Genomic DNA, 23582 nt, shown 5'->3' with positions numbered 1-23582 from the left:
AGCGATTTGGTACTTCATTCATGGCTACAATGCAGAGTTAGACAGGATTTGAGCTTCACCACTACTTCCATATCACTACCTAACTTCCGAACCCCATTCTCCTTGTATCAAATATCTACCCATCTTTCCAACTGCGCCAACAGGAGAGCCTGCAATCTCATATCGTAGCTTCTTGCTCGCTGATAAGTCAGACAAGTCTGGTAGATGGCTTTCTTTTGTATAGACAACTAATACTCCATTTGTTCTAGCCCATGCCAAAAGCTTTTGTATGTTTGGCACGATACCTTGAATCGCTGTCAAATTGAATTCAAGTTCATTTCCAGAAAATCCAGCAGGATGACAAAAGTCATTCTGCATATCAATAACTAATAGTGCAGTACGATCGAGATTAAGTGGAAAAGGAGCATTTTGAGTAGATAGAGATACCGATCTAAAATTCATTACAGCAACAACAGTGTTAAAGAATAGACGAGATAGGAAAAGTCAGATTTGACAAAATTTATCAAACCAATTTTTCAGATTATAGCTTGAAATCGGGGCTAAAGAGATATTAATAAAGTATAATTGATAATCGCAGAAATTATTTATAGAGAAGTAAAATATGAATGATTTTAATAAAAGTAGGTCACCTGAAGAAATTCAGGAATTTGAAATTGATGCCTTGGATTTAAAAATAATTGAGTTGCTTCAAAGTGATGGACGGGCAGCTTATAGCAGCGTTGCTAGAGAGCTAGACGTGCCAGAAACAACCATAAGATATCGAGTTAAGAGATTGCTAGATGAAAATGTGATTTCGATTAGTGCTTTCATAAATACTGGAAAAATTAAGTATGAAAATGTTGCCTATATAGAACTAGACGTAGAGCCAGAGTTTTTTGAGAAGACGCTGGATAAATTGATCCAAATGAAAAATATTAGTTATATTGCCTCGGCAACAGGACAATTTAATATCATGATGGAGTATATTTACCAGAACAACGAGGAACTACTGAATTTTCTAAACTGGATCAGGACTCAGCCAATCGTGAAGCAATTGAACTCAAGAACGATTTTAAAAATTCATAAGGCACAGTATCCAGCTAGAGTCAAGCAATGATTTATACTAACAGTTTATGTTTTGCCTTTAGTTGTTACTAGCTTTTAAAATTTTCAGTTCACGTGCAGTCCTTTGAGCTTCTCTAAAAGTGATATCTTTTTCAATTGCAGCCTCCAGATATTGCTCTAATTGTATAAATTCAGGGTGATAGCGGTGGCGAAAGCAGGAAGCAGATATATCAATGCTCTCCAAAATCTTACCAGGCTGACCGCCAATAACAATCAGTTTTTGTCCTAGAAGAATTGCTTCTTCAATGTTGTGCGTCACCAGTACCATTGTTGTAGAAGTCTGCTCCCAAATTGAGAGTAGAAAATCTTGTAAGCGTCGTCGTAGTTGAATGTCAAGGGCTGAGAATGGCTCGTCAAGCAGGAGAACATCTGGTTGGACGGCAATAGAGCGAGCGATCGCCACTCTTTGCTTCATGCCGCCAGAAAGTTGATGGGGATAAAGCTTCCTGGCGTGAGATAAACTGACTTGTGCGATTGCTGCGTTAACTTTCTGAATGTAGCTCCGCAATTTTTCACCGCGAATCTTAAAGCCAAAAGCGATATTCTGCTCTACATTCAGCCAAGGGTACAGATTATTTTCTTGAAAAACCATTCCGATCTTTGGATCGATCCCTTTCAAAGGCTGTCCGTGAAAAGAAATCGTTCCTGATGTCGGGCTAAGAAAACCTCCCAGTATCTTGAGTAGGGTAGACTTGCCACCACCAGACTGCCCCAGAATAGTGACAAAATCTCCGGCATAAATATCAAAATTTATATTGGCAAGTACAGCCGTTCCTTGCTTTTGTCCTTTGCTAAAGCTTTTCGATAGATTATGCCCAGAAAGAATCACTTGCTCTCTTGCAATCATCAGCTTATACCTGCCACCAAAAGAATTTTTTTTGTAACCACAATAACAGCCTATCTATAGCAAAACCAGTTATTCCAATAATACAAATACCTAAAAGAATTAAATTACTATTGAAAAGATTTCTCCCCGTCATGACAACAGCACCCAGTCCATCCCGTAAGCCAGTCATTTCTGCTGCCAATACAGCCATCCAAGCAGCGATAAAATTGAGACGAAGTAGAGTGAAAACGCCTGGTATGACTGCGGGAACGATTACCATTTGCCAACATCTGAAGTCATTTCCTCCTAAATTTTTAGCAGTCATCAGAAGATTTTCTGGAATCCGCTCGATCTCTGCTACAGTTGCAATAGTTAAAGTAAAAAAAACTCCCATAAATACGATAAATACTGCTGTCAGATTGCTCACACCGAAAATGACGAGTGCCAGGGGAACCCAAGCAATAGGCGCGATCGGGGCAATCAATCCTAAAACAGGCAAAATGAACAGCTCCGACCATTTCGACAAGCTGATGAGTAGTCCGCAAACAATCGATCCAGTAAAAGCCACTACCATGCCTAGCAGAACACGCAGTAATGTAACAGCTACTGACTGGTAGATAGATGCTGATTGAGAACCCAAGCCAATTTTGAAATCATTCTCCAGCAAAACTGGCAAAAACTTTGAGGGAGGAGGCAGAACTTGAGTCAGAGGTATTTGGGGTATCGAGCCAATCCATTCCCACAGTCCGATTAGAAGCAGAATAGCAGATAGACCGCACAATCCAGACACAAATGTTCGCTTCCATCCCGTTAACTGTTTGATGTCCATACTGATGTTATTACTAGGCTGAGCTAATTGCAGCTAATTAAAGCTCTATTTTTGCTCTAGTTTTTGTACGAGAGAGGTATCGAAGATTTTGCTAGCAGGTACATCGACCTTGACGTACTTCAGTCTTACCATTTCATCAACCACACCTTGAACGGATTTCAAATCTGGCGTGAATGTAATTGGTTCTGGCTGAGATTTAAACGCTGCCAACAGAACATCATTTTTCACTCTGAAGTAATTACCTTTCTCAAGTAAGGCAACAGCCTTTTCAGGCTGAGAATTAATGATTTCAGCCGCACACTGCAATCCCTTCAAATAACCTTCAACTACTTGCGGTCTTTGTTTCAAAGTTTTCTCTAGCACGCTAACGACTGTATTTGGCGTATTCGGCGACCAAACCCGAGCATTATCCGTGACTAACGTTGCTTCGCCACTAGCGACAAACTGAGTTGTGTATGGTTTAATATGGCTGAGCATTTCAACCTCGCCTAGCCGAAAGGCATCCACCATTGCTAAAAGATCGTCAAAATAAACCATTTCAAAATTGCTTGCAGACAATCCTTGCTTTTCAAAAGCATCGAGTAGGATCAACTCTAAGGTATCTCCACGTAGAGTGGCAATCCGTAGCTTTTTACCAGGATTTTTAGCAACAAAGTCAGCCAAATCTTTGACAGATTCGATCCCGTACTCGCTTTTGGCAATAACTTGCATCACTCCCCATCCGCCTGCTGCCGATACAGTTTTGATTGGTACGCCGTTACTAGCTGCAAAAAAAGGCAAGGTAAACGGATTGGTACTAAAATCAATTGCACCCCCTGCCAAAGCAGCATTATTGTCTCCAGGGTTAGTAAAAGCAATAGTCTCTACAGCTAGACCATTTTTCTGAAAGCATCCAGACTCGACTCCAACAAAGAGTGGAGCCATATCTAGAGCAACCAAATGACCTGCTTTGACAGGAACTAATTGCTTTTTAGTCGTTGCGTCTGACGTAGCAACTTCCTGAGTTGCAGGTGCAGCCGATTGGCTTGTCGATTGGCTTGACGAGGAGCAAGATGATACTAGAAAGCTAAACAAGCAAAAGATTAATATCTTCCCAATTGCCATCTTCCTTCTCTCTAAAATAATTAACTCATTCGTCATCCGAAGATAAATTTGCTAAGAACTTGTAGTTTCTTCCAGCGTATTTACTGTAGAGTATCTAGAATTACCATCTCCGTTGGCGATCGCGTTATTTGGTACGGAATATTTCTCGTTCAGAACTGGAGCTGACTCGCTACTAAAACTCGGTTCGTTTCCATCATTATTGATAATTAATTTAAATAAATCCCAACGACCGTAGGAACCATTAAGATTGTGTACTGACATTCCCCACAAATTTTGCCTTAAATCTGCTTCTGCGTACAGAATCGTATCTTCGTTGTAAATTGGACCAACAACATACTGACCGTTTGGATTAATAATACCGCTACCACCGTAAGATTGGTCGAAACAGGTATTGCTATAGAAGTTACTCGGTCTTTCATCTTCGGGAATGTAGGTGGAAGCTAGAGCACACCAGATCTTGCCAAAGATTGCTAGAGCCTTGGTAGCAGTTGAAATTTCATTTTTCAGGTCGTAGCCGTTAAGAACCTCATTGTAACCTGGCCAAAGAGAACAATTAATTTGAGTGCCAGAAGTAATTAAGTGGTAAAGGTAAGGAAGTTGAATGTGTTCGCCGCAAATAATACCACTCAAGTTACCAATCTTAGTACCGTGAACTTTAAGATTTTTTCCTCCACTACCTCTAGTGTGAAAAAGCTGTTCGTGAATCGTAATATTAACTTTGCGGTGAACGCCAATTATTCCTTCTGTCGGTCCAATGAAAAGAATAGAGTTATACATTCGACCAGGATGTTTAGCATCTCTTTCGTTGATTCCCATCACGACATAAGAACCTGTCTGTCGAGACACCTCACATAACCTGTCAGTTGCCAGTCCTGGCACGACCACAGATTCTAAATAGAATTTACCCCAAATCTCGGCAAACTGCTGCTGCGCTTTAAAATCGAGAGACCAATAGGGAAACCCTGGTAAAAACGTTTCTGGAAAGACAACTAAATCTGCACCTGCAGCTGCTGCTTCTCTAATTTTCTTAACAGCCTTTTCTAAAGTTGCGGCTTTACTGACGTAATGAGGGGCATCTAAGTAAACTGGTGCCGTTTGAACTACAGATATTCCTACCTTGCGATCGAACTCAAGCATCTTCCCAGCATCCAAAAAGCTTTCGTCTGTTAGTTGTCAGATTAAGTGACTTCATCTATAACTTTTGTCTTCTATTACACAGAAGCGGCAATAAATCCGAACTTAAATTGCATTATCAGCAAAAATTGAATATTAATTTGCTTTTTCAGCAGCAACAGTCGGCTTTGAAGCTTCAGGTCTTCGAGTGGATAAAGTGTTTGGAGCTGTTGCTGCTTAGCAATCGGAGCTTTGTAACTGGTTATATGCAGGCATAGCTGAGACCTGCCTGTAAGGAGAAAAGTATTGTTCAAATCGATCCAAAAAACATTGGTAGCTACTGTCGTGCCAGTAGTTGCGTCTGCTACATTTGTAAATCCTGGCTTTGCAGAAACAACTGAAACCGTAACTTTCAAGCTGGAAGAAGCCACGATAGAAGATATCAATAGAGCTTTTGATGCTGAGGCGCTGACCTCGAAACAACTCGTACAGCTTTATTTGAATCGAATTGCGGCTTACGAAGATGGAGGAACTTTTCTCAACGCTATCACTACAGTGAATCCGAAGGCTTTAGAAACTGCTGCCGCGCTCGATAAAGAACGAAAACTGAAGGGACCGAGAAGCCCTCTGCATGGTATTCCCGTCTTGCTCAAGGACAACATTGATACTTTCGACTTGCCAACTTCCAATGGTTCGGTAATTCTCAAAAACGCCATTCCTCCTGACGATGCCTATATCACTAAATATTTGCGAGATGCTGGAGCCGTGATTTTGGGTAAAGCGGCAATGGGAGAGTTTGCCGGAGCCAGTTATAACACGATCGACGGTCAGCCCCTTAATCCCTATAACTTCAAGCGTGACACGAGCGGATCGAGCAGTGGTTCTGCCGCTTCTGTTGCTGCTAACTTGACCGTTCTTGCCATTGGTACTGACACGAGTACCTCCGTGCGCGGACCGGCGGCAGTGAACGGTATTGTTGGTTTAAGACCGACAACAGGATTAATCAGCCGCGATGGTATTGCGCCCAAAAATTTGACCTTCGATACGGCGGGTCCGATGGCTCGTACCGTAACCGACACGGCTATTTTACTCAACGCGATCGCTGGTGTCGATTCCAACGATCCGCTTACCCTCAATAGTGAAGGCAAGATCGAAAAGGACTATACTAAATTTCTCCGCACAGGCTCTCTCAAAGGTGCGCGTATTGGCGTAGCTCGCGACTTCTTTGGCGGCGATCCCGAAATTGACCGACTTGCCGAAGAGGCGATCGCCACACTGAAGGAACTGGGTGCAAAAGTTGTCGATCCCGTCTACTTCGATCCTGAGTTTATCGATTTCTACGTTCGTAATGGCGGACGAAATATCAGAGATATTGCCGATTACAGATTTAAAGAAGACTGGGAAGCTTACTTAGCCACCTTCGGACCCGATGTCCCTAAGACAGTAGCAGAATTTGTCAAGATTTACGAAACAGAAATTGCTGTCTCGCCGCTCCCGGTAGCGGACAGCGTTCTCAGTTTGCTAAAGGACTCACTTGTTACCTCTACGGACGCACCTGAATATCAGAATCTGATTGACAACGTGCTGCCGACAGCAACTCAAATTAAGCTAGCTGTGTTCGATCGCTACAATTTGGATGCTCTCGTTTTTCCTTACCAAACCAATTTTGCCGCTCCGATTAACAATCCAATTGAATCGATTGACGATCCTACCTTTGTCAGTTCTAATCGTCCTAACCCTGCAACTCTTGGGGGCTACAGCTCTGTGGGCTTTCCAGGGATCGTCGTGCCGATGGGATTTGGAACGCAGGGCTTGCCGATGACTATCTCTTTCTTTGGAAAACCTTACAGTGAAGCTAAGCTGATTAGCTATGCCTACGACTACGAACAGGCAAGCAAAAAACGCCAACCTTCTCCTTTAGTTCCTCCCTTGCCAGGAGAAGTCATAGTATACAAAGCTAGATGCGTCCTTGGTCTTCCCGATCGCGCTGCTGAAAAGCTACCCAAGTTTAAGAAAGTACCAGTTTGTCGGTCTTTACAACGTCCATAGCCAATTCAGATACTAGAAACTAGTGCGTGGCTCTAGTTTCTAGTTCGATCAATGTCAAAAAATAATAGCAAGGCTAGCAAGCTATCAAGCGTTTAGCAGGTATATGTCATGTCATTTCGTGCAGTGAGCGATCCGCAAAATTTGGTCAATTCTGATTCAGGTGTCCGAATTACAGTGAGGAAACTGACGAAGTGGTTTAATCGAGAACCCTTATATCAAGACTTCAACTTAGAGATTGAAAAAAGTAAAGTTAGCTGCATTTTTGGTCCAAATGGATGTGGCAAATCAACTTTATTAAACGCGATCGCCGGACTAGTTCCAATTGACTCCGGTCAGATTCTCTTCGATGGTAAGACTCTGCACGAAACTAGAATTGGTTATGTATTTCAGAATTATCGAGATGCTCTATATCCTTGGTTGAAAGCCATTGATAACATTAAATACCCGTTAAAAGTCGCACGATATTCTCGAATTCAACAGCGATTACGAGTTGAAGAATTAGTAGGATTATTTGACACTAAGATAGATCTCAACCGCTATCCTTACGAACTTTCTGGAGGTCAGCAACAATTAGTTTCAATCATGAGAGCATTAGCAATTCAGCCAGCAGTATTATTTCTAGATGAACCTTTCTCAGCACTGGACTATGAAGCAACTTTATCAATTAGAGACAAACTACAGGATGTTTTTCAAACCTCTAACCTAACAACAGTGATGATATCTCACGACTTAGAGGAAGCCGTATACATGGCTGACAATATTTTGTTGATGACCAAGCGTCCCACCCAGATAGCAGAAATCGTTAAGTTCAACAGTACAAGACCTAGGAAGGCTACCATTTTTGCCGATCCAAAATTTATTCAAATTAAGTCTCATTGTTTAGAAGTATTTCAAAAGGAAGTACGTCGATGAGAAATAATAAATCTACAAACAGAGTATTTAAGAGCCTATCTCTGGCGTTGAGCGTAAACATCGGTACAATAATTTTATTACTTCTATGGTGGATAGTAGCTCAAATAAAGTTGGTAAATCCACTCTTATTACCTACTCCTCAAGCAACCCTCACCACCCTATTAAATAGCCTTTTTTCCGGCGATCTGTGGCGCGATTTTTCTTTGACTTTGTACCGTAGCTTATATGCTTTTGGTATTGCTACAGTTCTTGGCATTCCGATTGGGATTGTTCTAGGAGCAAACGAGCATCTGTATCGCTCTTGCGAGTTCTTAATTGATTTTTTCCGCTCTACGCCTGCGACAGCCGTATTTCCGCTATTTCTAGTAATTTTCGGAATTGGAGATTTCTCCAAAATTGCCGTTGCTGCTTTTGCTGGTTGGTTGATTATCTTCTTTAATGTTGCTTATGGTGTGATGAACGCACGCAAAACCAGAATTGTAGCAGCAAAAGTTATGGGAGCATCTAGCTGGCGTATCTTTCTCGACGTGATTTTTTTTGAGACTCTACCTCAAACATTTATTGGTTTGCGAACGGCAGTATCGTTAACGCTAGTAGTGATTATCGTAGCAGAAATGTTCATTGGTTCTACTCATGGAATGGGGCAGCGAATTATTGATGCTCAACAAACATTTGACCTAACTCAAATGTACGCCTCTATTATTGCTACTGGTGTAATGGGCTACGCGCTCAATCAAATGTTTTTGCTAATTGAGAATAAGTTTATTCACTGGAAGGGTAAATAATTAGTTATGCACGATCTAGAAAGCAACAAGCGCGGGATTTTTCGTCGTAAAATTATAAGAAATTGGAGCCGACGCAGGTTTGTTAAATACAGTTCTATTACAGTCGGTACTGGTCTTCTAGCTGCCTGTACGAATCAATCGACTTCTACAACTTCGTCTTCTACTTCAACTTCTAGTCCAAGCGCGAGTAAGAAAGAAAAAGTCATTGCTTCTTGGTTGCCGATTATGCAAACTACAGCTTATTACGTTGCTTTGGAGGAGGGATTGTTTGAGAAAGCAGGCATAGAAATTGAATCAGCCAAGTTTGAAAATCCCAATCAAATTATCGATTCGCTCGTCTCTGGAAGAGCGGACTTCGGACCTCCTGGTGCGGCGGCAGGAATTACAGTTTTGGCAGAGGCAAAAGCACCAGGCACTTTTAAAGTCTTCGGTCTGCAAGGGGGTGGAATTAAGAGTAACTTCATCAATGATGGATTGATCGTCAAGCCTGACTCTCCAATTCAGTCATTTAAAGACTTGAAGGGTAAGAAGATCGGTACTCTACCTGGAATTCAATGGCGGACTATTACTCAGTACATTCTGCGGCGAAACGGTTTAGATCCCGATCGAGACTTGACGGTGGAGCAGATGGCAGTGGGATTACACGTAACTTCAGTAGTGTCTGGAGCCGTAGATGCTACTCTCTCCTTAGAACCCGTTGGCTCGATCGCATTATCGACCGGACAGGCAAAACGGGCAATGACCAATCCAGTAGCAATGTTTATTTCCGATCCGTTCTACTCTGGTGCTGCTGTCCTTACGGCTAAATTTCTTAAAGAGCGTCCGGCAGTCGCTAAAAAAGTGATACAAGTCATAGACGAAGCGACAAAGATGGCAAACCAGAATTTTGATAAGTATCGTCCTATCCTGGCTAAGTATACAGCCATTAAACCCGACCAAGTTAATTATGTTACCCAACCTCGATTACGCAGTTTCAGCGACTTAGATCGGGCAGACATCAACTCTTATCAAGCGTTAATTGATGTCTTTCAAAAAGAGGGGATACTTGGTCGATCGATGAAGGCACAGAATCTAATTTTAGAGAAAGCGCAGCTAGCTTAGTTTTTCTGGAGTCTTAAAACACATTTATGGTCAAAGCAAGTTTTCGAGCCGCCGTCGTTCAAACTTTAGCTGTATTGGGAGACATCGAGCATAACATAAACTTGGTGCGTCATTATACCCAAGAGGCAGTGCGACAGGGAGCAAAACTGGTCGTCTTTCCAGAGTGCATGAATACTGGCTATCTATTCGATTCGGCGCTGCACTGTGCGAATTTGGCAGAAACGCTCTCTGGAATATATGTAAGCGCGATCGCAGACCTTTGTCGTCGGTATGAAATATATATTGCTAGCGGTATTACTGAAAAAGATATCAGTAACGGCAAGATTTACAATAGCGGTGTTTTGCTAGATCCTCAAGGCAAAGTTATTCTCCACTACCAGAAGCAATTCTTAGCAACGCACGACCAGAACTGGTTTGAGGTTGGTAACAAAGGTTGTCCAGTGGTTGATACAGAGTTGGGTCGAGTTGGTTTGCTAATTTGCTTTGACGGGCGTATTCCTGAAATTGCTCGTTGTCTGGCTTTACAAAAAGCTGAAATTCTCGTTGACATGGCAAACTTTTTTGTCATGGATCGAGCCGAAATGTGGGTACCTGCCCGTGCTTACGAGAATGGAGTATGGATAGTTGCAGCGACTAAAGCAGGGGTGGAGCGCAGTATTTACTACCCAGGTGGAAGTTCGATTGTTGCCCCTACTGGTCATGTCATGGCTCAAATTCCTTACGATACTCATGGTGTAGCCACTGCTGAAATCCGACTTGATGCTTGTCAGCTTCATCGCAAATTATTAGACCGTCGCCCTGATACCTATCAAATTCTCCGAAAACCTTTTGCGAAAACTCCACTAGCTCCACTACTCCAACAGCCTTTAGTACCGGAACAGGCGATCGCTAAAGTAGCTGCGGTTCAATCTCATGCAATTCCAGAACCAGCTAGTCTTGAGGCAGCATTTGAGATGATCGGTCATGCAGCCAAGCTTGGAGCAAAACTGATCGCATTACCTCAACACTTTAACGTTCCAACCTGGTTACCTAATGCTGAAGAAGCCAAAGCTGCATCTCTTCAAGCTTTTAAGCATTTACAGCAAGCAGCTAAAATTACCAAAAGTTATGGTTGTGCTCTGATTCTTCCCTTAATCGAGCAAGTTGCAGATGCCTTGATACCTACTGCTGTTTTAGTTGGGGTTGAAGGTGAAGTTATCGGTCGCTATCATCAAGTGCATTTAGAGCCTAAAATTAGAGCCTGGGCGAAACCTGGAAATTCATTTCCAGTTTTTGAAACGCCTTTTGGTCGCATAGGCATAATACTAGGATACGACGGTTACTTCCCAGAATCGACTAGAGCTTTAGCTTTAAATGGGGCTGATACGATCGCTTGGTGTTGTGCTTGGCAGCATCCATTCGAGCGAGAGTTGTTGGCTGTTCCCAAGGCAGTAGATAATCGCGTCTACTTAATTTGTGCAAATAGAACGGACTGTCCCTATCCTGGTGGTTCTTTCGTTATATCGCCTGAAGGGTTCGATCGCTGGGACGTGAAACTTGCAGCTCCACCCGTAAAGCGTCATGGTGCAGTCATGCCAATGCATGTGAATCTAGCACTATCGCGGCAAAAACAAATGATTCCTAAAGTTGACATGCTACGCAATCGACTGGTTGATACCTTTGAGCCTCTGGTTTCATCATCGTTCTGACAAGATTTTGCCACGGCTGAAAAAATGTTCATCGCTCAGAGAGATATTCAATGAAATATTGAACTGATTAGAGAAGAATTGAGAATAAATCAGAAAAAACATATAGATATTTATTGCGAACCTACTTGAGATTCATCAATCAGATACATACAGACAAAGTGTTGTCTTAAATTATATTTTCAGTATTAATAAAATATTTTTATCAACTCAGTTATCTTTTCTATAAGCAGAATACAGATATCAACTATCTTTGTATCTTTACCTACAGATACAGCTACTATTCGCTTAATTAAATAGATAAACAGAGAGATCCAAAAATAAAGTAAATTCTGTTATGAGACGAGAGCATTTTACGAGAAAAGGTTTTGTATCCACTCTGTTAGTGATACCTTTGGTGTTTGCCAATGCTTGTTCTAAGGGAACGTCCGCGAGTAACCCAGATAATTCAACTAATAAGAAAGTCGTTCGGATTTCAATTGGAACGCAAGATCAAGTCATCAACACCGCAACAGGCGGTTCAATAATTCGGGAAGAAAAACTATTAGAAAAATATCTGCCTAAAACTGGTAAATACCAAAATGTAGATTACAAAATTGAGTGGTCGAGCTACACTTCTGGACCACCTATTACCAACAAAATGCTGGCAAACCAAATTGATATTGGCTTAATGGGAGATTTTCCAGCCACAATTAACATGACGACTTTCCAGCAGAAGGGAGGAGATGTAAGGACGAAATACATTGCGACGCTGGGCTACAGCCCCACGGGAGCTGGAAATGCAATTGTAGTTCCCAAAGACAGTACGGTTAAAACCCTAACAGATTTAAAGGGTAAACAAGTTTCTGTGCCATTTGGTTCGGCAGCTCATGGGATGTTACTGAAAGCACTCAAGGGCGCACAGATCGATCCAGAAAAAGATCTCAAGCTAGTCAGCCAATCTCCTGAAGTTGGAGGTAGCAATCTGCAAACGAAGCAAATTGACGCTCATGCAAATTTCGTCCCCTTTGGTGAATTGTTTTCTTTTCGCGGCTTTGCCAAGAAAATTTTTGATGGTGCCCAAACAAACGTTCCTACCTTACATGGAGTGCTAGTGCGTTCGGACTTTGCCAAAGCCCATCCCGAAGTCGTCGTTGCATATCTCAAGGCACTGCTAGACGCAAATAAAATGTTTCGCGCACAACCAGAAGCGATCGCTGCCAAAGTTGAAAAATGGACTGGGGTGGAGCGAGAAGTCGTTTATATGTTCATCGGTCCTTCTGGCTTACAAAAGCTCGATCCAACCATTCGTCAAGTTCACTTGGAAGCGTTGAAAAATAGCGTCGTGACGCTGAAGCAGTTAGGTAAGTTAGATGCCAGTATAACTCCTGAGTCAGTGGTGAAGCAGGCAGACGAAAACTATCTCAAGCAGGCAATGCAAGAGATGGGACTGAAATACAATGATGTTGTTGCCACTGCCGATTCTTTTACGATCGCGGGGAAAGATGCCCAAACTGGAGAGAAGATTGCTAATGCGAAAATGGCGGCTCAAGTTTGGCTGGAAGGTGAGAACAAAGTGATGAATTTTGCCTCGATCCAAAATATAATGGCAGCACTGCAAAAGCTTAAAGCTGATGGCAAGACAACAAGTGCAATTTTCGTCCACGATCGCCACAAAGGATGGAAGTTGTTTGCCGAAAATTCCTTTTTCGTGCGTCAAGGCAATGAAGTGTCTGCATTTTTAACCCAAAAAGATGCTCAAGCCTTTGCAAAACAAGCAAACGCTCAAGTTGCGACATTCCAAGGATTGCAGCAGTCGTATGCCCAGACAGCGAAACCAGTGGTAGCGGCTAGTAACCGCTAATATTTTTGGAGTCAAGCGATACAGTTTGCCGGATCTGTGCTGTGAAACATTTGACTTGGGATAAATTACCGCTCGGTGTTTGGTAATTGGTAATTAGCGATCGGTCGTTAGTCGCTGTCGCTCGTCTATCAATTGCGACTGCTGGCGCGGCTTGAACTTTGCAATTTGGGAGGTTGTTTTGATGTCTAACTCGTCTTCAAGGCGTTCTAACAAAGTTAGACCAATAGAGCGTTTGAGTGCGGCGATAGCTCGCTTGTTTAATTCATCTGGGTCTGCTAGCGAACGCACCTCAATGACTCCGTTATGGCATAATTCCAAAACGTTCAGACGTTTGCTGTCACTTTTGCTATTTTTTGGAATTTGGCAGCTTTTATGCACGATCAAGTTTAACTTCTTTATTAACTTTGCTTTTTTGCCATCTCCAATAGAAGTTTTGGGAGCCACAATTCAATTTTTTTCTGGCGACCCAATGACGCATATTAAAGCGAGCGTATTTCGAGTATTTGCAGGTTATACCACAGCCACAATTTTCGGAATTAGCTTAGGCATTGCGATCGGTTGGTTTCAGAAGATTGAGGACTTAGCTTTCTTACCACTGGAGTTACTCAGACCGATTCCTGCTGTAGCCTGGATACCTTTGGCAATTTTGATGTTTCCCGATTCGGAATCGGGGATGATCTACATCACGTTTATTGGTGCATTTTTTCCAATCTTGATTAGCACGATCAAAGGAGTTGAAAGTACGGATATCGTATTGTTGCGAGTTGGGCAATGCTTGGGTGCAAAGCAATGGCATACGTTTAAAGATATTGTCGTGCCAGGAGCAATGCCGAGTATTGCGAGTGGTTTAGTTATTGGCATGGGTAATTCTTGGTTTTGTCTCGTCACTGCCGAGATTCTTGCCGGACGCTACGGAGTCGGCTATCTGACTTGGGAATCATACGTCACCTCTAACTATCCGCCGATCGTCATGGGGATGTTGCTAATCGGCTTGATGGGAGCGTTGAGTTCTTACGCAGTCGATCGCCTCACCCAATTACTGATGCCTTGGCGAGTGATGAAGAAGAAAAGCTCGTAGGTAAAAATTGTTGAGATTTGGCTTGTACGAGGGTTGAAAATGGCATTTAAGCTGGCGGAAAGAGTTGCTCAAGCAGCAGTCAAAGGGTTTGTAGAGCTGGAGAACTTATCAGTTACCTTTAAGCGCAAGGGACAAAACATTTCGGTATTGGACTCGATTAACTTCAAGATTAGCCCAGGGGAATTTATTTGTTTGTTAGGTCCCTCTGGCTGTGGTAAATCGACTATTCTTAATGTCGTAGCAGGTTTTATCAAACCATCGAGTGGCTACGTCTTTGTGGACAAGCGACAGGTAAATAGTCCTGGAGCCGATCGCGGTTTTGTGTTTCAGCAATACTCGTTATTACCGTGGAAAACTACGTTTCAAAATGTCGAGTTTGGCTTGAAGATTCGAGGCGTTTCCAAGGCTGAACGACAAGAATTAGTTAATTACTATCTCAATCGAGTTGGTCTTTACAAGCATCGCCATTCCTACCCGCATCAGCTATCAGGAGGGATGCAACAACGAGCTAGTATCGTAAGAGCGTTAGTCAACTCGCCCTCGGTACTGCTGATGGACGAACCTTTCGCCGCGCTGGATGCTCAAACTCGTCACATGATGCAAGAGTTACTTTTGAGCATTTGGAGCGAGCTAAAATCTACCGTCATGTTTGTGACTCACGATATTGAGGAAGCCCTATTTTTAAGCGATCGCATCTTTGTCATGGGTGTAAATCCAGGCAGAATCAAAGAAGCTGTCGAAGTCGAGCTAGATCGACCTCGCCACGCCGATTGTATGCTAACACCAGAATTCGCGCAGCTCAATCGTCACGTATTTGAACTAATTCGAGAGGAAACCCTCAGAAGCATGGAATTAGAATGATGCAGTTTGGACTAAGTATTCAGTTGCAACAAAAACTCTGCTTGAATCCAGTTATTCAAGTCAATTTTGAGTAAATCGGCATTGGCAGGAATCTGAGTCAGGCGCTCGATATGTAAGTTTAACCAATCAGGGCGAATATTCATCTCTGACAAAAAACGTCCAGGCTGGTGTTGTTGCGAACTATTGAGAATTTGAGCGACAATTTCTGTTTCTAACTGAGTCCACCGACTGACTAGATCGGCAGCAGCAGATGTCGTATCGTACCAGTATTGAGCCGCAGCAACTGCTTTTAAGTAAGCAATGACAACTTCTGGATACTGCTGGGCGATTTCGCTACTAGCTACAACTCCATAAAATGCAGGTAAATTCTCCCAATTGCCGCGAGATAAGTAACGAAATTTACCTTTACGGCAAGCGATTTCGTGGAAAGGAGTAAAATGGGCATAACCATCTGCTAGGTGTGCGGGAAAACTAAACTGTTGAGTGAGGTCAGCATGTTCTAGCGATGTCAATTTGACTTCGTTGAGTAGGTTAGCAGAATTAAGCGATCGCATCACCATGCCGTGAGCGGCAGAACCAAAAGGAACCGCGATCGCACCTCCGCGTAAGTCTTCAAGACTCTGAATTGGAGATTGGTTTGGAACGATCGCAGCACTGCAAGAGCCGTCGGGATCGATCGAGATAAAGCTCACCAAACGAGTTTTTCTAGCGTTGGCACTATTTCCTGATGCAGCACTCAGCAGTAAGGGGTAATCGCCCAGAATGCCGATATCGAGCTTGCCAGAGTGTAGCCCTTCTACGATTGGCGCTCCAGTAGGGAAGTCACACCAATTAATTTGATAGCGGGTGGCGCTATAACGTCCATCTCTGGGTAAAAAGTGTTCTAACAAATTCAAGCGTTGCACCAGCAATCCGGCTGTAATTGCGGGAATCGTACCGTTTTGAATCCCAATTGAGAGATTTAAAGTTTCAGGACGTGGAGAATTAGCAGTACGAAGGTTAAAACTTGGCGATCGCAGTCTTATAGGAGATGGCGATTTTTGTTGCGACAAATTTTGAATTAAAGCAATGAATTTTTGACTTGGGTTTAAACTGCGCGATCGAGGATTCGAGCGATCGTAACTGGCTTCATAAGACAAACTCAACCGCTTGAGGGACAGTAAGTAGACATTTCCCGACAAGGCAAATTCTTGCAGGGAAATCGGTACTAACATTCCCGCCTTGCATTCAGATTTAAAATCGAAATTAGCAGCGAATCCTAAATAATTTCCTTGTAAAATATAGGTTCGCATCAAGCCGATTGTATCGACAATTTCTAATAGAGGAAAGTCAGCTAAAGATAGCCCGATTTCTGCTAACCGAGACTCGAACATCAATCGGCTAGGAGAGTCAGCAGCGAGGATTGCCCAAGGATATTTTTTCAACTCCTGTAGGCTCAACCAGCCCTGTTTACTCAATGGGTGGTTTGCAGCAATAAATAAAGAGTAGTCGATCGCATCAACTACCGTGGCAAATATTTCGGAAAAATCTGCAAAACTCAGTTCGGAAATTCCCAAATCGACTTGTTCGCCAGTCACTGCTCGATAGAGAAGTTCGGCTGAATCAAATACAAGACACTGAGTTTGGATACCAGGATGTTGTTGACGATATTCAAAGATGAATTGAGGCAACCAACCATTGGCGATCGCGGCTGTACAGCCAATTTTTAAGTTGCCGAATTTACCTTTTTTGATTTCTTCAACTCTTTGCAGGAGTTGATTTTCTATCTGGATCAGTTTCGGAGCTTCTGCCAATAAAAATTCACCAACTTCTGTCAACTGAACTTTTCTTCCTAGCCGATAGAAAAGTGGCGTTCCTAATTCAGATTCTAAAGATTTGATCTTGGCACTCACGGCAGGCTGAGTCAGATTTAACGTATCTGCTGCTTCAGTAAAACTCAAGTGACGAGCGACTTCGAGAAAAACTCTAACTTGATAAACTTCCATAGTGCCAAATTATTAATACAATTTCGTCGGCTATTGCCGATTTTTATTATCGAATTGTTTTATTAGTCTATAAAAGAGTTGGATAAAAAAACAGTTATATTTGTTGCACAATGAATTTAGAGCAAAACAGGCAGCGTCGCCACAGCAATATTTATCGGCGATCGCATTGCGTCTGCGGTAATAGGGAAGCCAAACAAGATTTACGCAGATTTCCCTGGTTACCTCAACCGATTGCTTGAAAAATCGAGAGTTTTCGCAAATGCAAATAGAGAGGAGTTCTGGGTGAATACTCAATGGATGAAGACTGATGTTCTCGTTGTTGGTGGTGGCACGGCTGGAACGATGGCTGCCATCAAAGCCAAGCAAGCAAATCCAGAAGCAGATGTGCTGATTTTGGAGAAAGCAAATATTCGTCGGAGTGGCGCGATCGCGATGGGGATGGATGGAGTCAACACTGCCGTAATTCCTGGCAATTCCACTCCCGAACAATACGTCCGCGAAATCACGATCTCCAACGACGGCATCCTCAACCAGCAAGCAGTCTATCAAACAGGCAAACTTGGGTTTGAAGTCATTCAAGAACTAGAGAGCTGGGGAGTCAAATTTCAGAAAGACGCTCAAGGTAACTACGACTTAAAACAGGTACATCGGGTCGGCAAGTACGTGCTACCAATGCCGGAAGGCAAAGACTTGAAGACAATTCTAACTCGTCAAGTCAAACGCCATAAAGCTAAAGTCACAAATCGCGTCATGGCAACTCGCGTGTTAGTGCGAAACGGTCGCGCCATTGGAGCTGTTGGCTTTGATGTTCGCAATGGCGATTTTGTGGTTATCCAGGCAAAAGCTGTCATTCTTTGTACGGGAGCCTGCGGACGCTTGGGTTTGCCTGCCTCCGGCTATCTTTACGGTACGTATGAAAACCCCACCAACGCCGGAGATGGTTATGCAATGGCATACCACGCTGGAGCAGAACTAACCAATATTGAGTGCTTCCAGATCAACCCCTTAATCAAAGACTACAACGGTCCTGCTTGTGCTTATGTTGCCAGTCCCTTCGGCGCGTACACCGCCAATGCGGAAGGACACCGTTTCATTAGTTGCGACTACTGGAGCGGTCAAATGATGCTGGAGGTGTGGAAGGAATTAAATTCCGGTAAGGGTCCAGTCCAGCTCAAAATGACTCACCTGGATGAGAATACAATTGCTGAAATCGAGTCAATTCTGTGGGCAAACGAGCGCCCCAGTAGAGGACGCTTCCATGCAAATCGGGGTGAAAACTATCGCACGCATGGCGTGGAGATGAATATTTCCGAGATTGGGCTGTGTAGCGGTCATAGTGCTTCTGGAGTCTGGGTGAATGAAAAAGCAGAAACAACCGTACCAGGTCTATATGCAGCCGGAGACATGGCAAGCGTGCCGCACAATTACATGATTGGAGCGTTCGTGTTTGGGCGATTAGCAGGTGAGAACGCGATTGCCTACAGCCAAGACTTATCACACGTTGAACCCGATCCCGAATTTTTGGCAGCAGAAAAAGCTCGGATTTACGCCCCTCTGGATCGCTCAAATGGCATTCCCCACACGCAAGTGGAATACAAGTTACGCCGTTTGGTGAATGACTATCTCCAACCACCGAAATCCAGCCACAAGATGGAGGTTGGCTTGAGATACTTCAGGCGCTATCAGGAAACGCTAGACCTGATGGGCGCTCGCGATCCCCACGAATTAATGCGCTGTATGGAAGTCCACTTTATTCGAGATTGTGCGGAAATGGCAGCCCGCACCTCGCTGTATCGCCGCGAAAGTCGTTGGGGGCTGTATCACTATCGCTTGGACTATCCAGAGAAAAACAACGATGAATGGTTCTGTCATGTCAATTTAAAGCGCGATGAGTCCGGTGAAATGGTGTTGTTTAAGCGTCCGGTCGAGCCGTACATCGTGGATGTGGATGTCGTCACAGAAGTTTATGACGTAGCAGTTCGCTGATTTTGAATTTTAGATTTTGGATTCAGGAGAGTTATTAACATTATGGCTTTAGCAACACAACGAGTTGACGTGCCAGTGATCGTGGACGAATCAAAATGTCTGGAAAAATGTACGGCTTGTATTGAGGTGTGTCCGTTGGACGTGTTGGCAAAGAATCCTGAAACTGGCAAAGCCTACATGAAGTACGACGAGTGCTGGTTCTGCTTACCCTGCGAAAAAGAATGTCCGACAAACGCGATTACAGTCCAAATTCCATTCTTGTTGCGCTAGAGAAGTAAAAATGACTGCTGAATTTGATTCTGAGTTGAACCAATGGATAGAAATGTTGCGATCGCCCGACTTAAGCGATCGCCTAGTTGCCGTCAAAACCTTGCAACACTTGGGAGATGAGGCAGCATTGGAGCCATTGATAATGGCTCTCGCAGACAAGAGCCAAGCAGTACAAAAGCTGGCAGTTACGGCTCTTTGGGAGCTAGCCAACCCTGCTGCGGTTCCGGCTTTAGTAAAATGCCTTGCCTCCTCTGATGCGGAGATTCGCGACGAAGCCCGCTCTGCCTTGGGCGAATTAGTTTCTACCGAGCATTTGTTGTTGCTACTCGATGCCCTGCATCAAGACGATCCAAACGTACAGTTGAATATCCTGTTTTTGCTGCGGAAGATCCACGATATTCAATGTTTGTCTTACGTTCTGCCCTTTTTTAAATCCGCAAATGCTCAGTTGCGCGAAGCTGCTGTCACGACGCTGAGATATCTCAATCAAGTCGCCAGCTGTCACGCCGCGATCGCGCTGATGTCAGATCCAGACGCAACAGTACGGCGGGCGACAGCATTAACTTTAGGACATTTAGCAGATCCAGAAGTCATTCCCACACTTTGTCAAGCACTGACAGCCGATGCAGATTGGCAAGTCAGGCGCAATGCAGCTAAATCGCTCTTCATTCATGCCGATTCCACAGCCGTAGCCGTTTTGGAAACTGCCTTGAGAGACGAACACTGGCAGGTGCGAAAGTTTGCACTGCAAGCCTTGCAGAAAACGCCAGATAACTGTACCTTACCCGCCTTAGTCAAAGCATTAACAGATGAATATTCCGACGTGCGAAAAGAAGCGGCGATCGCCCTTGGCGTTTTACAAAATCCTGCTGCCCTCAATGCTCTGCAACAAGCATTAGACGATCCAGATAAAGACGTATGCATTTACACCCAAAGAGCAATCCAGCAGATTCAATCGATGCAGGAAACTTCTCATGCATAGCGATCGGTTACCCTGGCACGCCAGCCCAACGACTCTAACTCATGCACCTATCCCTGCCGATCCAGTGGCAGAAGCACGCCATCGAGATGTGGCGCAACTACTGAAGCAGGTTATCGAACCTACGCTGAAGAATGATATCGTTAGCTTGGGAATGGTGCGAAACTTACGAGTTGTAGACAACTATATCTACCTGCGCCTGTACGTCGGCAGCCACCAGCTTCACCTGCAAGAACAAATCCAATCGCTGCTGTCGTCGTTGCCTTGGTGCAAAAAGACTTATATCCAAATCTGCACAATTCCTGGTGTAAGAACGACCCTGGCAATTTCTAGCGGTAAAGGTGGAGTGGGAAAATCCACCACTGCGGTCAATCTAGCTGCGGCGCTCAGTGTTGGAGGGGCAAAAGTGGGGCTGCTGGATGCCGATATCTACGGTCCCAACGTGCCTCAAATGCTGGGATTGAGACAGGCGGACGTGCAAGCAATTGATACCTCGAATGGTCAGAGGTTTTTGCCGCTAACAGCGCACGGTATAAAAGTGATGTCTGTTGGTTTACTGGCAGAACCCGATCGCCCTTTAGCTTGGCGCGGTCCCGTATTGCACAAGATTCTGACTCAATTTATTCATCAAGTTGAGTGGGGCGAGTTAGATTACCTGCTGATCGATCTACCGCCTGGAACTGGAGATGCTCAAATTACAATCGTGCAAGAAAGCCCGATCTGCGGCGTAATTTTAGTCACCACACCTCAGCAGGTTGCCGTTGCCGATGTTCGTCGTAATCTGCATATGTTCCGCAAAGTTGGTATTCCAGTACTGGGAATTGTCGAAAACATGAGTTACCTGCGCGATCGCTTTGGGGAAGCGATTCCTATCTTTGGCAGTGGCGGCGGCAAGCAGTTAGCAGCAGAACTTCATACTCCCTTACTAGGACAAGTACCAATCGACCCGCAAATTTGTACGGGTGGGGATGCAGGAAAACCGCTAACGTTGGCAGATTCAATCTCTTTAACTAGTAGAACATTCCAGCAGATCGCCGCAGCCTTGAATGCAACGTTTTGCCCCGTTCTCGTGCCACTATCTTCCCATCTATGAGGTTCTATGCGGCGAAAAGCTGAGACAACCCTGCCGAAGTGGAGTTTAGTCGTTGAAATTGCCAGAAAGAGACTAGAGCGGCAAATAGTTCGCATCGCTCCAGGTTTGCTGCTCGCCCTGTGCATAGCAAGCGTTGCCTTCCTGCTGCATTTGCTTCCTGGTTTGAATATATTAAGTCCTCTGATTCTGGCAATTCTGCTAGGAATTCTGTTGCAAAATAGCGTGGGAGTTCCGATTCGATGTCACCCTGGAATTAAATTTGCGCTCAAGCGACTGCTACGATTGGCGATCGCCTTGTTAGGACTGCAAGTTAGCCTGTCCCAGCTACATCAGGTTGGCATTATCGGATTTTTAGGGATCGCGATCGTACTAGTAGCGACCTTCGGGTTTACTTGTTGGCTGGGACGCTACCTCAAGGTGGGGAAGGCATTAACATATTTAATTGCAGTTGGAACGTCGATCTGTGGAGCATCAGCGATCGTTGCTATGGCAGCCACAATCGATAATTCGGATGAAGATACTACTTATGCTGTGGGAATTATTACTTTGTACGGTACGCTTTCCATGCTGCTCTATCCATTGGTTCTACCTTTTCTCAGCTTGACTCCAGAGGCTTTTGGGATTTGGTGCGGATCGTCCATTCATGAAGTAGCGCAAGCGATCGCAGCTGCCTTTCAATTTAATTCCGTGAGTGGAGAGCTTGCCAGCATTGCCAAGCTATCGCGAGTTCTCTGGCTGGCTCCAATTATACCGATCGCCAGTACCTTGTACGCACGCAGCCAAACTGCAAGCAACGCAAATCATCCAGTCTGCTCTGTAGTTCCCTGGTTTGCGGTTGGCTTTGTTGCACTCATTCTCCTCAATAGCTGGGGTCTTTTTTCTACAAGTTTGAAAACAAATGTCGGACAAGCTAATTTGTTACTTCTATCTACGGCAATGGCAGCAATGGGATTAGAAACCCGCTGGCGAAATATGCAAAAAATCGGACTAAAACCTCTCTATCTTGGCGCTTTATCTTGGCTGTTCATTACAGTTCTTAGTCTGGGTTTTGCTACCGCACTTTACTGATGCAATTGCGAGAGCGTTGAAGAGTATGGCATGGCTACAACAGAAATAACTCAATTATTGCTTGCTGGTATTTTGTTTGTTTCAACTTTTATTCGCTCTGCTATTGGTTTTGGAGATGCTTTAGTTGCTATGCCACTACTAGTTTTTGTTACTGAAATACAAACAGCGACGCCACTTGTTGCACTAGTAGGTTTAACGAGTAGCTTTATAATTTTATCAAACCAATGGCGCTTATTTAATCTACATGGAATCTGGCGGTTATTTATTGCCACATTCATTGGAATTCCATTCGGGCTGATTCTAATTCGATTTGCTCCAGAACAGTTAGTAAAATCAATTTTAGGAATCTTATTAATTATCTATGGTTCTTACGGCTTGTTTGAGTTAGCATTGCCTCAACTTCGAGATGAGCGGTTAGCTGGAATTTTTGGTTTTATTGCCGGAGTTCTTGGTGGTGGTTATAACACCAACGGGCCACCGATTGTTATTTACGGAACGCTCCAAAGATGGTCAACAGACTACTATCGTATTAACCTACAGGGCTACTTCTTCTTGACCAACTGTTTAATCGTTACCAGCCATGCATTATCAGGCTTATGGACTTTAGAAGTTGTACGAGCCTATCTTTATTCACTGCCTGCTATTGCAGCAGGAATCTTTTTAGGAAATCTAATTGGTAAGCGTATACCTACCAAAGTATTTGAAAAACTAATTTATGGTTTGCTGCTTGCACTTGGCATATTATTCATAGTCGAATAACTAACTGAAGCACTCGGCTCAAATACTTTACTCTAGCCGATCTTACTTTCTTTTGATTGACTCAGTAAACGAATTCTAAAATTAAAAAACTACCAGAGAGTGCTAGTAACTCATTTTAAAAAAAGGCAGTATAAAAATAATAAAATATGTTG

General features: G+C 43.7%; 23 protein-coding genes. 16 read left to right on the top strand and 7 right to left on the bottom strand.

What is annotated here, in order from left to right; genetic code table 11:
- Window positions 1-75 precede the first annotated feature (75 nt).
- Entirely contained in the window at window positions 76-441 is a 366-nt protein-coding gene (locus DSM107010_RS25495) for an isochorismatase family protein (RefSeq protein ID WP_106166982.1), read from the bottom strand.
- A gap of 160 nt (window positions 442-601) precedes the next feature.
- Here DSM107010_RS25495 and DSM107010_RS25490 point away from each other — a divergent pair, with 160 nt between their 5' ends.
- On the top strand, window positions 602-1096 hold the full coding sequence (locus DSM107010_RS25490; RefSeq protein WP_106166983.1) for an Lrp/AsnC family transcriptional regulator: 495 nt from the start codon (window positions 602-604) through the stop codon (window positions 1094-1096).
- Between the two features lie 27 nt (window positions 1097-1123).
- Here DSM107010_RS25490 and DSM107010_RS25485 read toward each other — a convergent pair whose 3' ends face one another.
- From DSM107010_RS25485 to DSM107010_RS25470, 4 genes are read right to left on the bottom strand one after another with little or no spacing between them, the layout of a single operon-like run.
- Window positions 1124-1951 (bottom strand): ABC transporter ATP-binding protein, encoded by an 828-nt coding sequence (locus tag DSM107010_RS25485; RefSeq protein WP_106166984.1) that lies wholly within the window; start codon window positions 1949-1951, stop codon window positions 1124-1126.
- A 4-nt stretch (window positions 1952-1955) separates the two neighbouring features.
- A complete protein-coding gene (locus DSM107010_RS25480; RefSeq protein ID WP_106166985.1) occupies window positions 1956-2759 on the bottom strand; it encodes an ABC transporter permease in 804 nt (267 codons plus the stop codon).
- A 45-nt stretch (window positions 2760-2804) separates the two neighbouring features.
- A complete protein-coding gene (locus DSM107010_RS25475; RefSeq protein WP_199755735.1) occupies window positions 2805-3899 on the bottom strand; it encodes an ABC transporter substrate-binding protein in 1095 nt (364 codons plus the stop codon).
- A gap of 15 nt (window positions 3900-3914) precedes the next feature.
- Window positions 3915-5015, bottom strand: a complete 1101-nt coding sequence (locus tag DSM107010_RS25470) for a nitrilase-related carbon-nitrogen hydrolase (protein WP_146138640.1) — start codon at window positions 5013-5015, stop codon at window positions 3915-3917.
- Between the two features lie 267 nt (window positions 5016-5282).
- Between DSM107010_RS25470 and DSM107010_RS25465 the strand changes: the two genes are divergently transcribed.
- The 6 genes from DSM107010_RS25465 (at window position 5283) to DSM107010_RS25440 (ending at window position 13351) form a co-directional block, all read left to right on the top strand.
- On the top strand, window positions 5283-7025 hold the full coding sequence (locus tag DSM107010_RS25465) for an amidase family protein (protein ID WP_158631859.1): 1743 nt from the start codon (window positions 5283-5285) through the stop codon (window positions 7023-7025).
- A 108-nt stretch (window positions 7026-7133) separates the two neighbouring features.
- Complete coding sequence (locus DSM107010_RS25460) at window positions 7134-7937, top strand: ABC transporter ATP-binding protein (RefSeq protein ID WP_106166989.1); 804 nt, start codon at window positions 7134-7136, stop codon at window positions 7935-7937.
- Window positions 7934-8722 carry an ABC transporter permease gene (locus DSM107010_RS25455; protein ID WP_106166990.1) on the top strand — a complete coding sequence of 263 codons (789 nt, stop codon included), beginning with the start codon at window positions 7934-7936 and terminating at the stop codon, window positions 8720-8722. Before DSM107010_RS25460 ends, DSM107010_RS25455 begins: the two co-directional genes overlap by 4 nt.
- Window positions 8723-8728: 6 nt before the next feature.
- Complete coding sequence (locus DSM107010_RS25450; RefSeq protein ID WP_106166991.1) at window positions 8729-9823, top strand: ABC transporter substrate-binding protein; 1095 nt, start codon at window positions 8729-8731, stop codon at window positions 9821-9823.
- A 26-nt stretch (window positions 9824-9849) separates the two neighbouring features.
- On the top strand, window positions 9850-11511 hold the full coding sequence (locus tag DSM107010_RS25445) for a carbon-nitrogen hydrolase family protein (protein ID WP_106166992.1): 1662 nt from the start codon (window positions 9850-9852) through the stop codon (window positions 11509-11511).
- 334 nt (window positions 11512-11845) lie between these two features.
- On the top strand, window positions 11846-13351 hold the full coding sequence (locus DSM107010_RS25440; protein ID WP_106166993.1) for an ABC transporter substrate-binding protein: 1506 nt from the start codon (window positions 11846-11848) through the stop codon (window positions 13349-13351).
- 93 nt (window positions 13352-13444) lie between these two features.
- Here the strand turns inward: DSM107010_RS25440 and DSM107010_RS40010 are convergent, their stop codons facing one another.
- Window positions 13445-13795, bottom strand: a complete 351-nt coding sequence (locus DSM107010_RS40010) for a hypothetical protein (protein WP_199755734.1) — start codon at window positions 13793-13795, stop codon at window positions 13445-13447.
- Here DSM107010_RS40010 and DSM107010_RS25435 point away from each other — a divergent pair.
- On the top strand, window positions 13683-14429 hold the full coding sequence (locus DSM107010_RS25435) for an ABC transporter permease (RefSeq protein WP_409197227.1): 747 nt from the start codon (window positions 13683-13685) through the stop codon (window positions 14427-14429). The genes DSM107010_RS40010 and DSM107010_RS25435 overlap by 113 nt on opposite strands.
- 39 nt (window positions 14430-14468) lie before the next feature.
- Window positions 14469-15290 carry an ABC transporter ATP-binding protein gene (locus tag DSM107010_RS25430; protein ID WP_106166995.1) on the top strand — a complete coding sequence of 274 codons (822 nt, stop codon included), beginning with the start codon at window positions 14469-14471 and terminating at the stop codon, window positions 15288-15290.
- Between the two features lie 11 nt (window positions 15291-15301).
- Here DSM107010_RS25430 and DSM107010_RS25425 read toward each other — a convergent pair whose 3' ends face one another.
- Window positions 15302-17275: a LysR family transcriptional regulator gene (locus DSM107010_RS25425; protein WP_106166996.1), complete on the bottom strand. Its 1974-nt coding sequence runs from the start codon at window positions 17273-17275 to the stop codon at window positions 15302-15304.
- 110 nt (window positions 17276-17385) lie between these two features.
- Here DSM107010_RS25425 and DSM107010_RS42425 point away from each other — a divergent pair, with 110 nt between their 5' ends.
- From DSM107010_RS42425 to DSM107010_RS25395, 7 genes are read left to right on the top strand one after another with little or no spacing between them, the layout of a single operon-like run.
- Window positions 17386-17514 carry a hypothetical protein gene (locus DSM107010_RS42425; RefSeq protein ID WP_277871344.1) on the top strand — a complete coding sequence of 43 codons (129 nt, stop codon included), beginning with the start codon at window positions 17386-17388 and terminating at the stop codon, window positions 17512-17514.
- A gap of 58 nt (window positions 17515-17572) precedes the next feature.
- A complete protein-coding gene (locus tag DSM107010_RS25420; protein WP_127024206.1) occupies window positions 17573-19261 on the top strand; it encodes a fumarate reductase/succinate dehydrogenase flavoprotein subunit in 1689 nt (562 codons plus the stop codon).
- A 42-nt stretch (window positions 19262-19303) separates the two neighbouring features.
- Window positions 19304-19531 (top strand): 4Fe-4S dicluster domain-containing protein, encoded by a 228-nt coding sequence (locus DSM107010_RS25415; protein WP_106171222.1) that lies wholly within the window; start codon window positions 19304-19306, stop codon window positions 19529-19531.
- Window positions 19532-19541: 10 nt separating this feature from the next.
- Window positions 19542-20513: a HEAT repeat domain-containing protein gene (locus DSM107010_RS25410; RefSeq protein WP_106171225.1), complete on the top strand. Its 972-nt coding sequence runs from the start codon at window positions 19542-19544 to the stop codon at window positions 20511-20513.
- The gene (locus tag DSM107010_RS25405) at window positions 20506-21603 is read left to right on the top strand and encodes an Mrp/NBP35 family ATP-binding protein (RefSeq protein ID WP_127024203.1); all 1098 of its coding nucleotides are present in this window, start codon (window positions 20506-20508) and stop codon (window positions 21601-21603) included. Before DSM107010_RS25410 ends, DSM107010_RS25405 begins: the two co-directional genes overlap by 8 nt.
- Window positions 21604-21609: 6 nt before the next feature.
- Entirely contained in the window at window positions 21610-22671 is a 1062-nt protein-coding gene (locus DSM107010_RS25400; RefSeq protein WP_106167438.1) for a YeiH family protein, read from the top strand.
- Window positions 22672-22701: 30 nt separating this feature from the next.
- Complete coding sequence (locus DSM107010_RS25395) at window positions 22702-23430, top strand: sulfite exporter TauE/SafE family protein (RefSeq protein WP_106167437.1); 729 nt, start codon at window positions 22702-22704, stop codon at window positions 23428-23430.
- The last annotated feature ends 152 nt before the right edge of the window (window positions 23431-23582 follow it).

Source organism: Chroococcidiopsis cubana SAG 39.79 (assembly GCF_003991895.1).
GTDB lineage: Bacteria > Cyanobacteriota > Cyanobacteriia > Cyanobacteriales > Chroococcidiopsidaceae > Chroococcidiopsis > Chroococcidiopsis thermalis.
Note: the sequence above shows the minus strand (reverse complement) of the source record. Positions and strands in the feature narration are given on the sequence as shown.

Excerpts from the sequence above, each read along its gene's own strand:
- DSM107010_RS25405 (WP_127024203.1), top strand. The coding sequence starts at position 20,506 with ATGCATAGCGATCGGTTACCCTGGCACGCCAGCCCAACGACTCTAACT.
- DSM107010_RS25425 (WP_106166996.1), bottom strand. The coding sequence starts at position 17,275 with ATGGAAGTTTATCAAGTTAGAGTTTTTCTCGAAGTCGCTCGTCACTTG.
- DSM107010_RS25420 (WP_127024206.1), top strand. The coding sequence starts at position 17,573 with ATGAAGACTGATGTTCTCGTTGTTGGTGGTGGCACGGCTGGAACGATG.
- DSM107010_RS25430 (WP_106166995.1), top strand. The coding sequence starts at position 14,469 with ATGGCATTTAAGCTGGCGGAAAGAGTTGCTCAAGCAGCAGTCAAAGGG.
- DSM107010_RS25415 (WP_106171222.1), top strand. The coding sequence starts at position 19,304 with ATGGCTTTAGCAACACAACGAGTTGACGTGCCAGTGATCGTGGACGAA.
- DSM107010_RS25485 (WP_106166984.1), bottom strand. The coding sequence starts at position 1,951 with ATGATTGCAAGAGAGCAAGTGATTCTTTCTGGGCATAATCTATCGAAA.
- DSM107010_RS42425 (WP_277871344.1), top strand. The coding sequence starts at position 17,386 with ATGAATTTAGAGCAAAACAGGCAGCGTCGCCACAGCAATATTTATCGG.
- DSM107010_RS25440 (WP_106166993.1), top strand. The coding sequence starts at position 11,846 with ATGAGACGAGAGCATTTTACGAGAAAAGGTTTTGTATCCACTCTGTTA.
- DSM107010_RS25475 (WP_199755735.1), bottom strand. The coding sequence starts at position 3,899 with ATGACGAATGAGTTAATTATTTTAGAGAGAAGGAAGATGGCAATTGGG.
- DSM107010_RS25445 (WP_106166992.1), top strand. The coding sequence starts at position 9,850 with ATGGTCAAAGCAAGTTTTCGAGCCGCCGTCGTTCAAACTTTAGCTGTA.
- DSM107010_RS25410 (WP_106171225.1), top strand. The coding sequence starts at position 19,542 with ATGACTGCTGAATTTGATTCTGAGTTGAACCAATGGATAGAAATGTTG.
- DSM107010_RS25400 (WP_106167438.1), top strand. The coding sequence starts at position 21,610 with ATGCGGCGAAAAGCTGAGACAACCCTGCCGAAGTGGAGTTTAGTCGTT.
- DSM107010_RS25450 (WP_106166991.1), top strand. The coding sequence starts at position 8,729 with ATGCACGATCTAGAAAGCAACAAGCGCGGGATTTTTCGTCGTAAAATT.
- DSM107010_RS25490 (WP_106166983.1), top strand. The coding sequence starts at position 602 with ATGAATGATTTTAATAAAAGTAGGTCACCTGAAGAAATTCAGGAATTT.
- DSM107010_RS25395 (WP_106167437.1), top strand. The coding sequence starts at position 22,702 with ATGGCTACAACAGAAATAACTCAATTATTGCTTGCTGGTATTTTGTTT.
- DSM107010_RS25480 (WP_106166985.1), bottom strand. The coding sequence starts at position 2,759 with ATGGACATCAAACAGTTAACGGGATGGAAGCGAACATTTGTGTCTGGA.
- DSM107010_RS25495 (WP_106166982.1), bottom strand. The coding sequence starts at position 441 with ATGAATTTTAGATCGGTATCTCTATCTACTCAAAATGCTCCTTTTCCA.
- DSM107010_RS25455 (WP_106166990.1), top strand. The coding sequence starts at position 7,934 with ATGAGAAATAATAAATCTACAAACAGAGTATTTAAGAGCCTATCTCTG.
- DSM107010_RS25460 (WP_106166989.1), top strand. The coding sequence starts at position 7,134 with ATGTCATTTCGTGCAGTGAGCGATCCGCAAAATTTGGTCAATTCTGAT.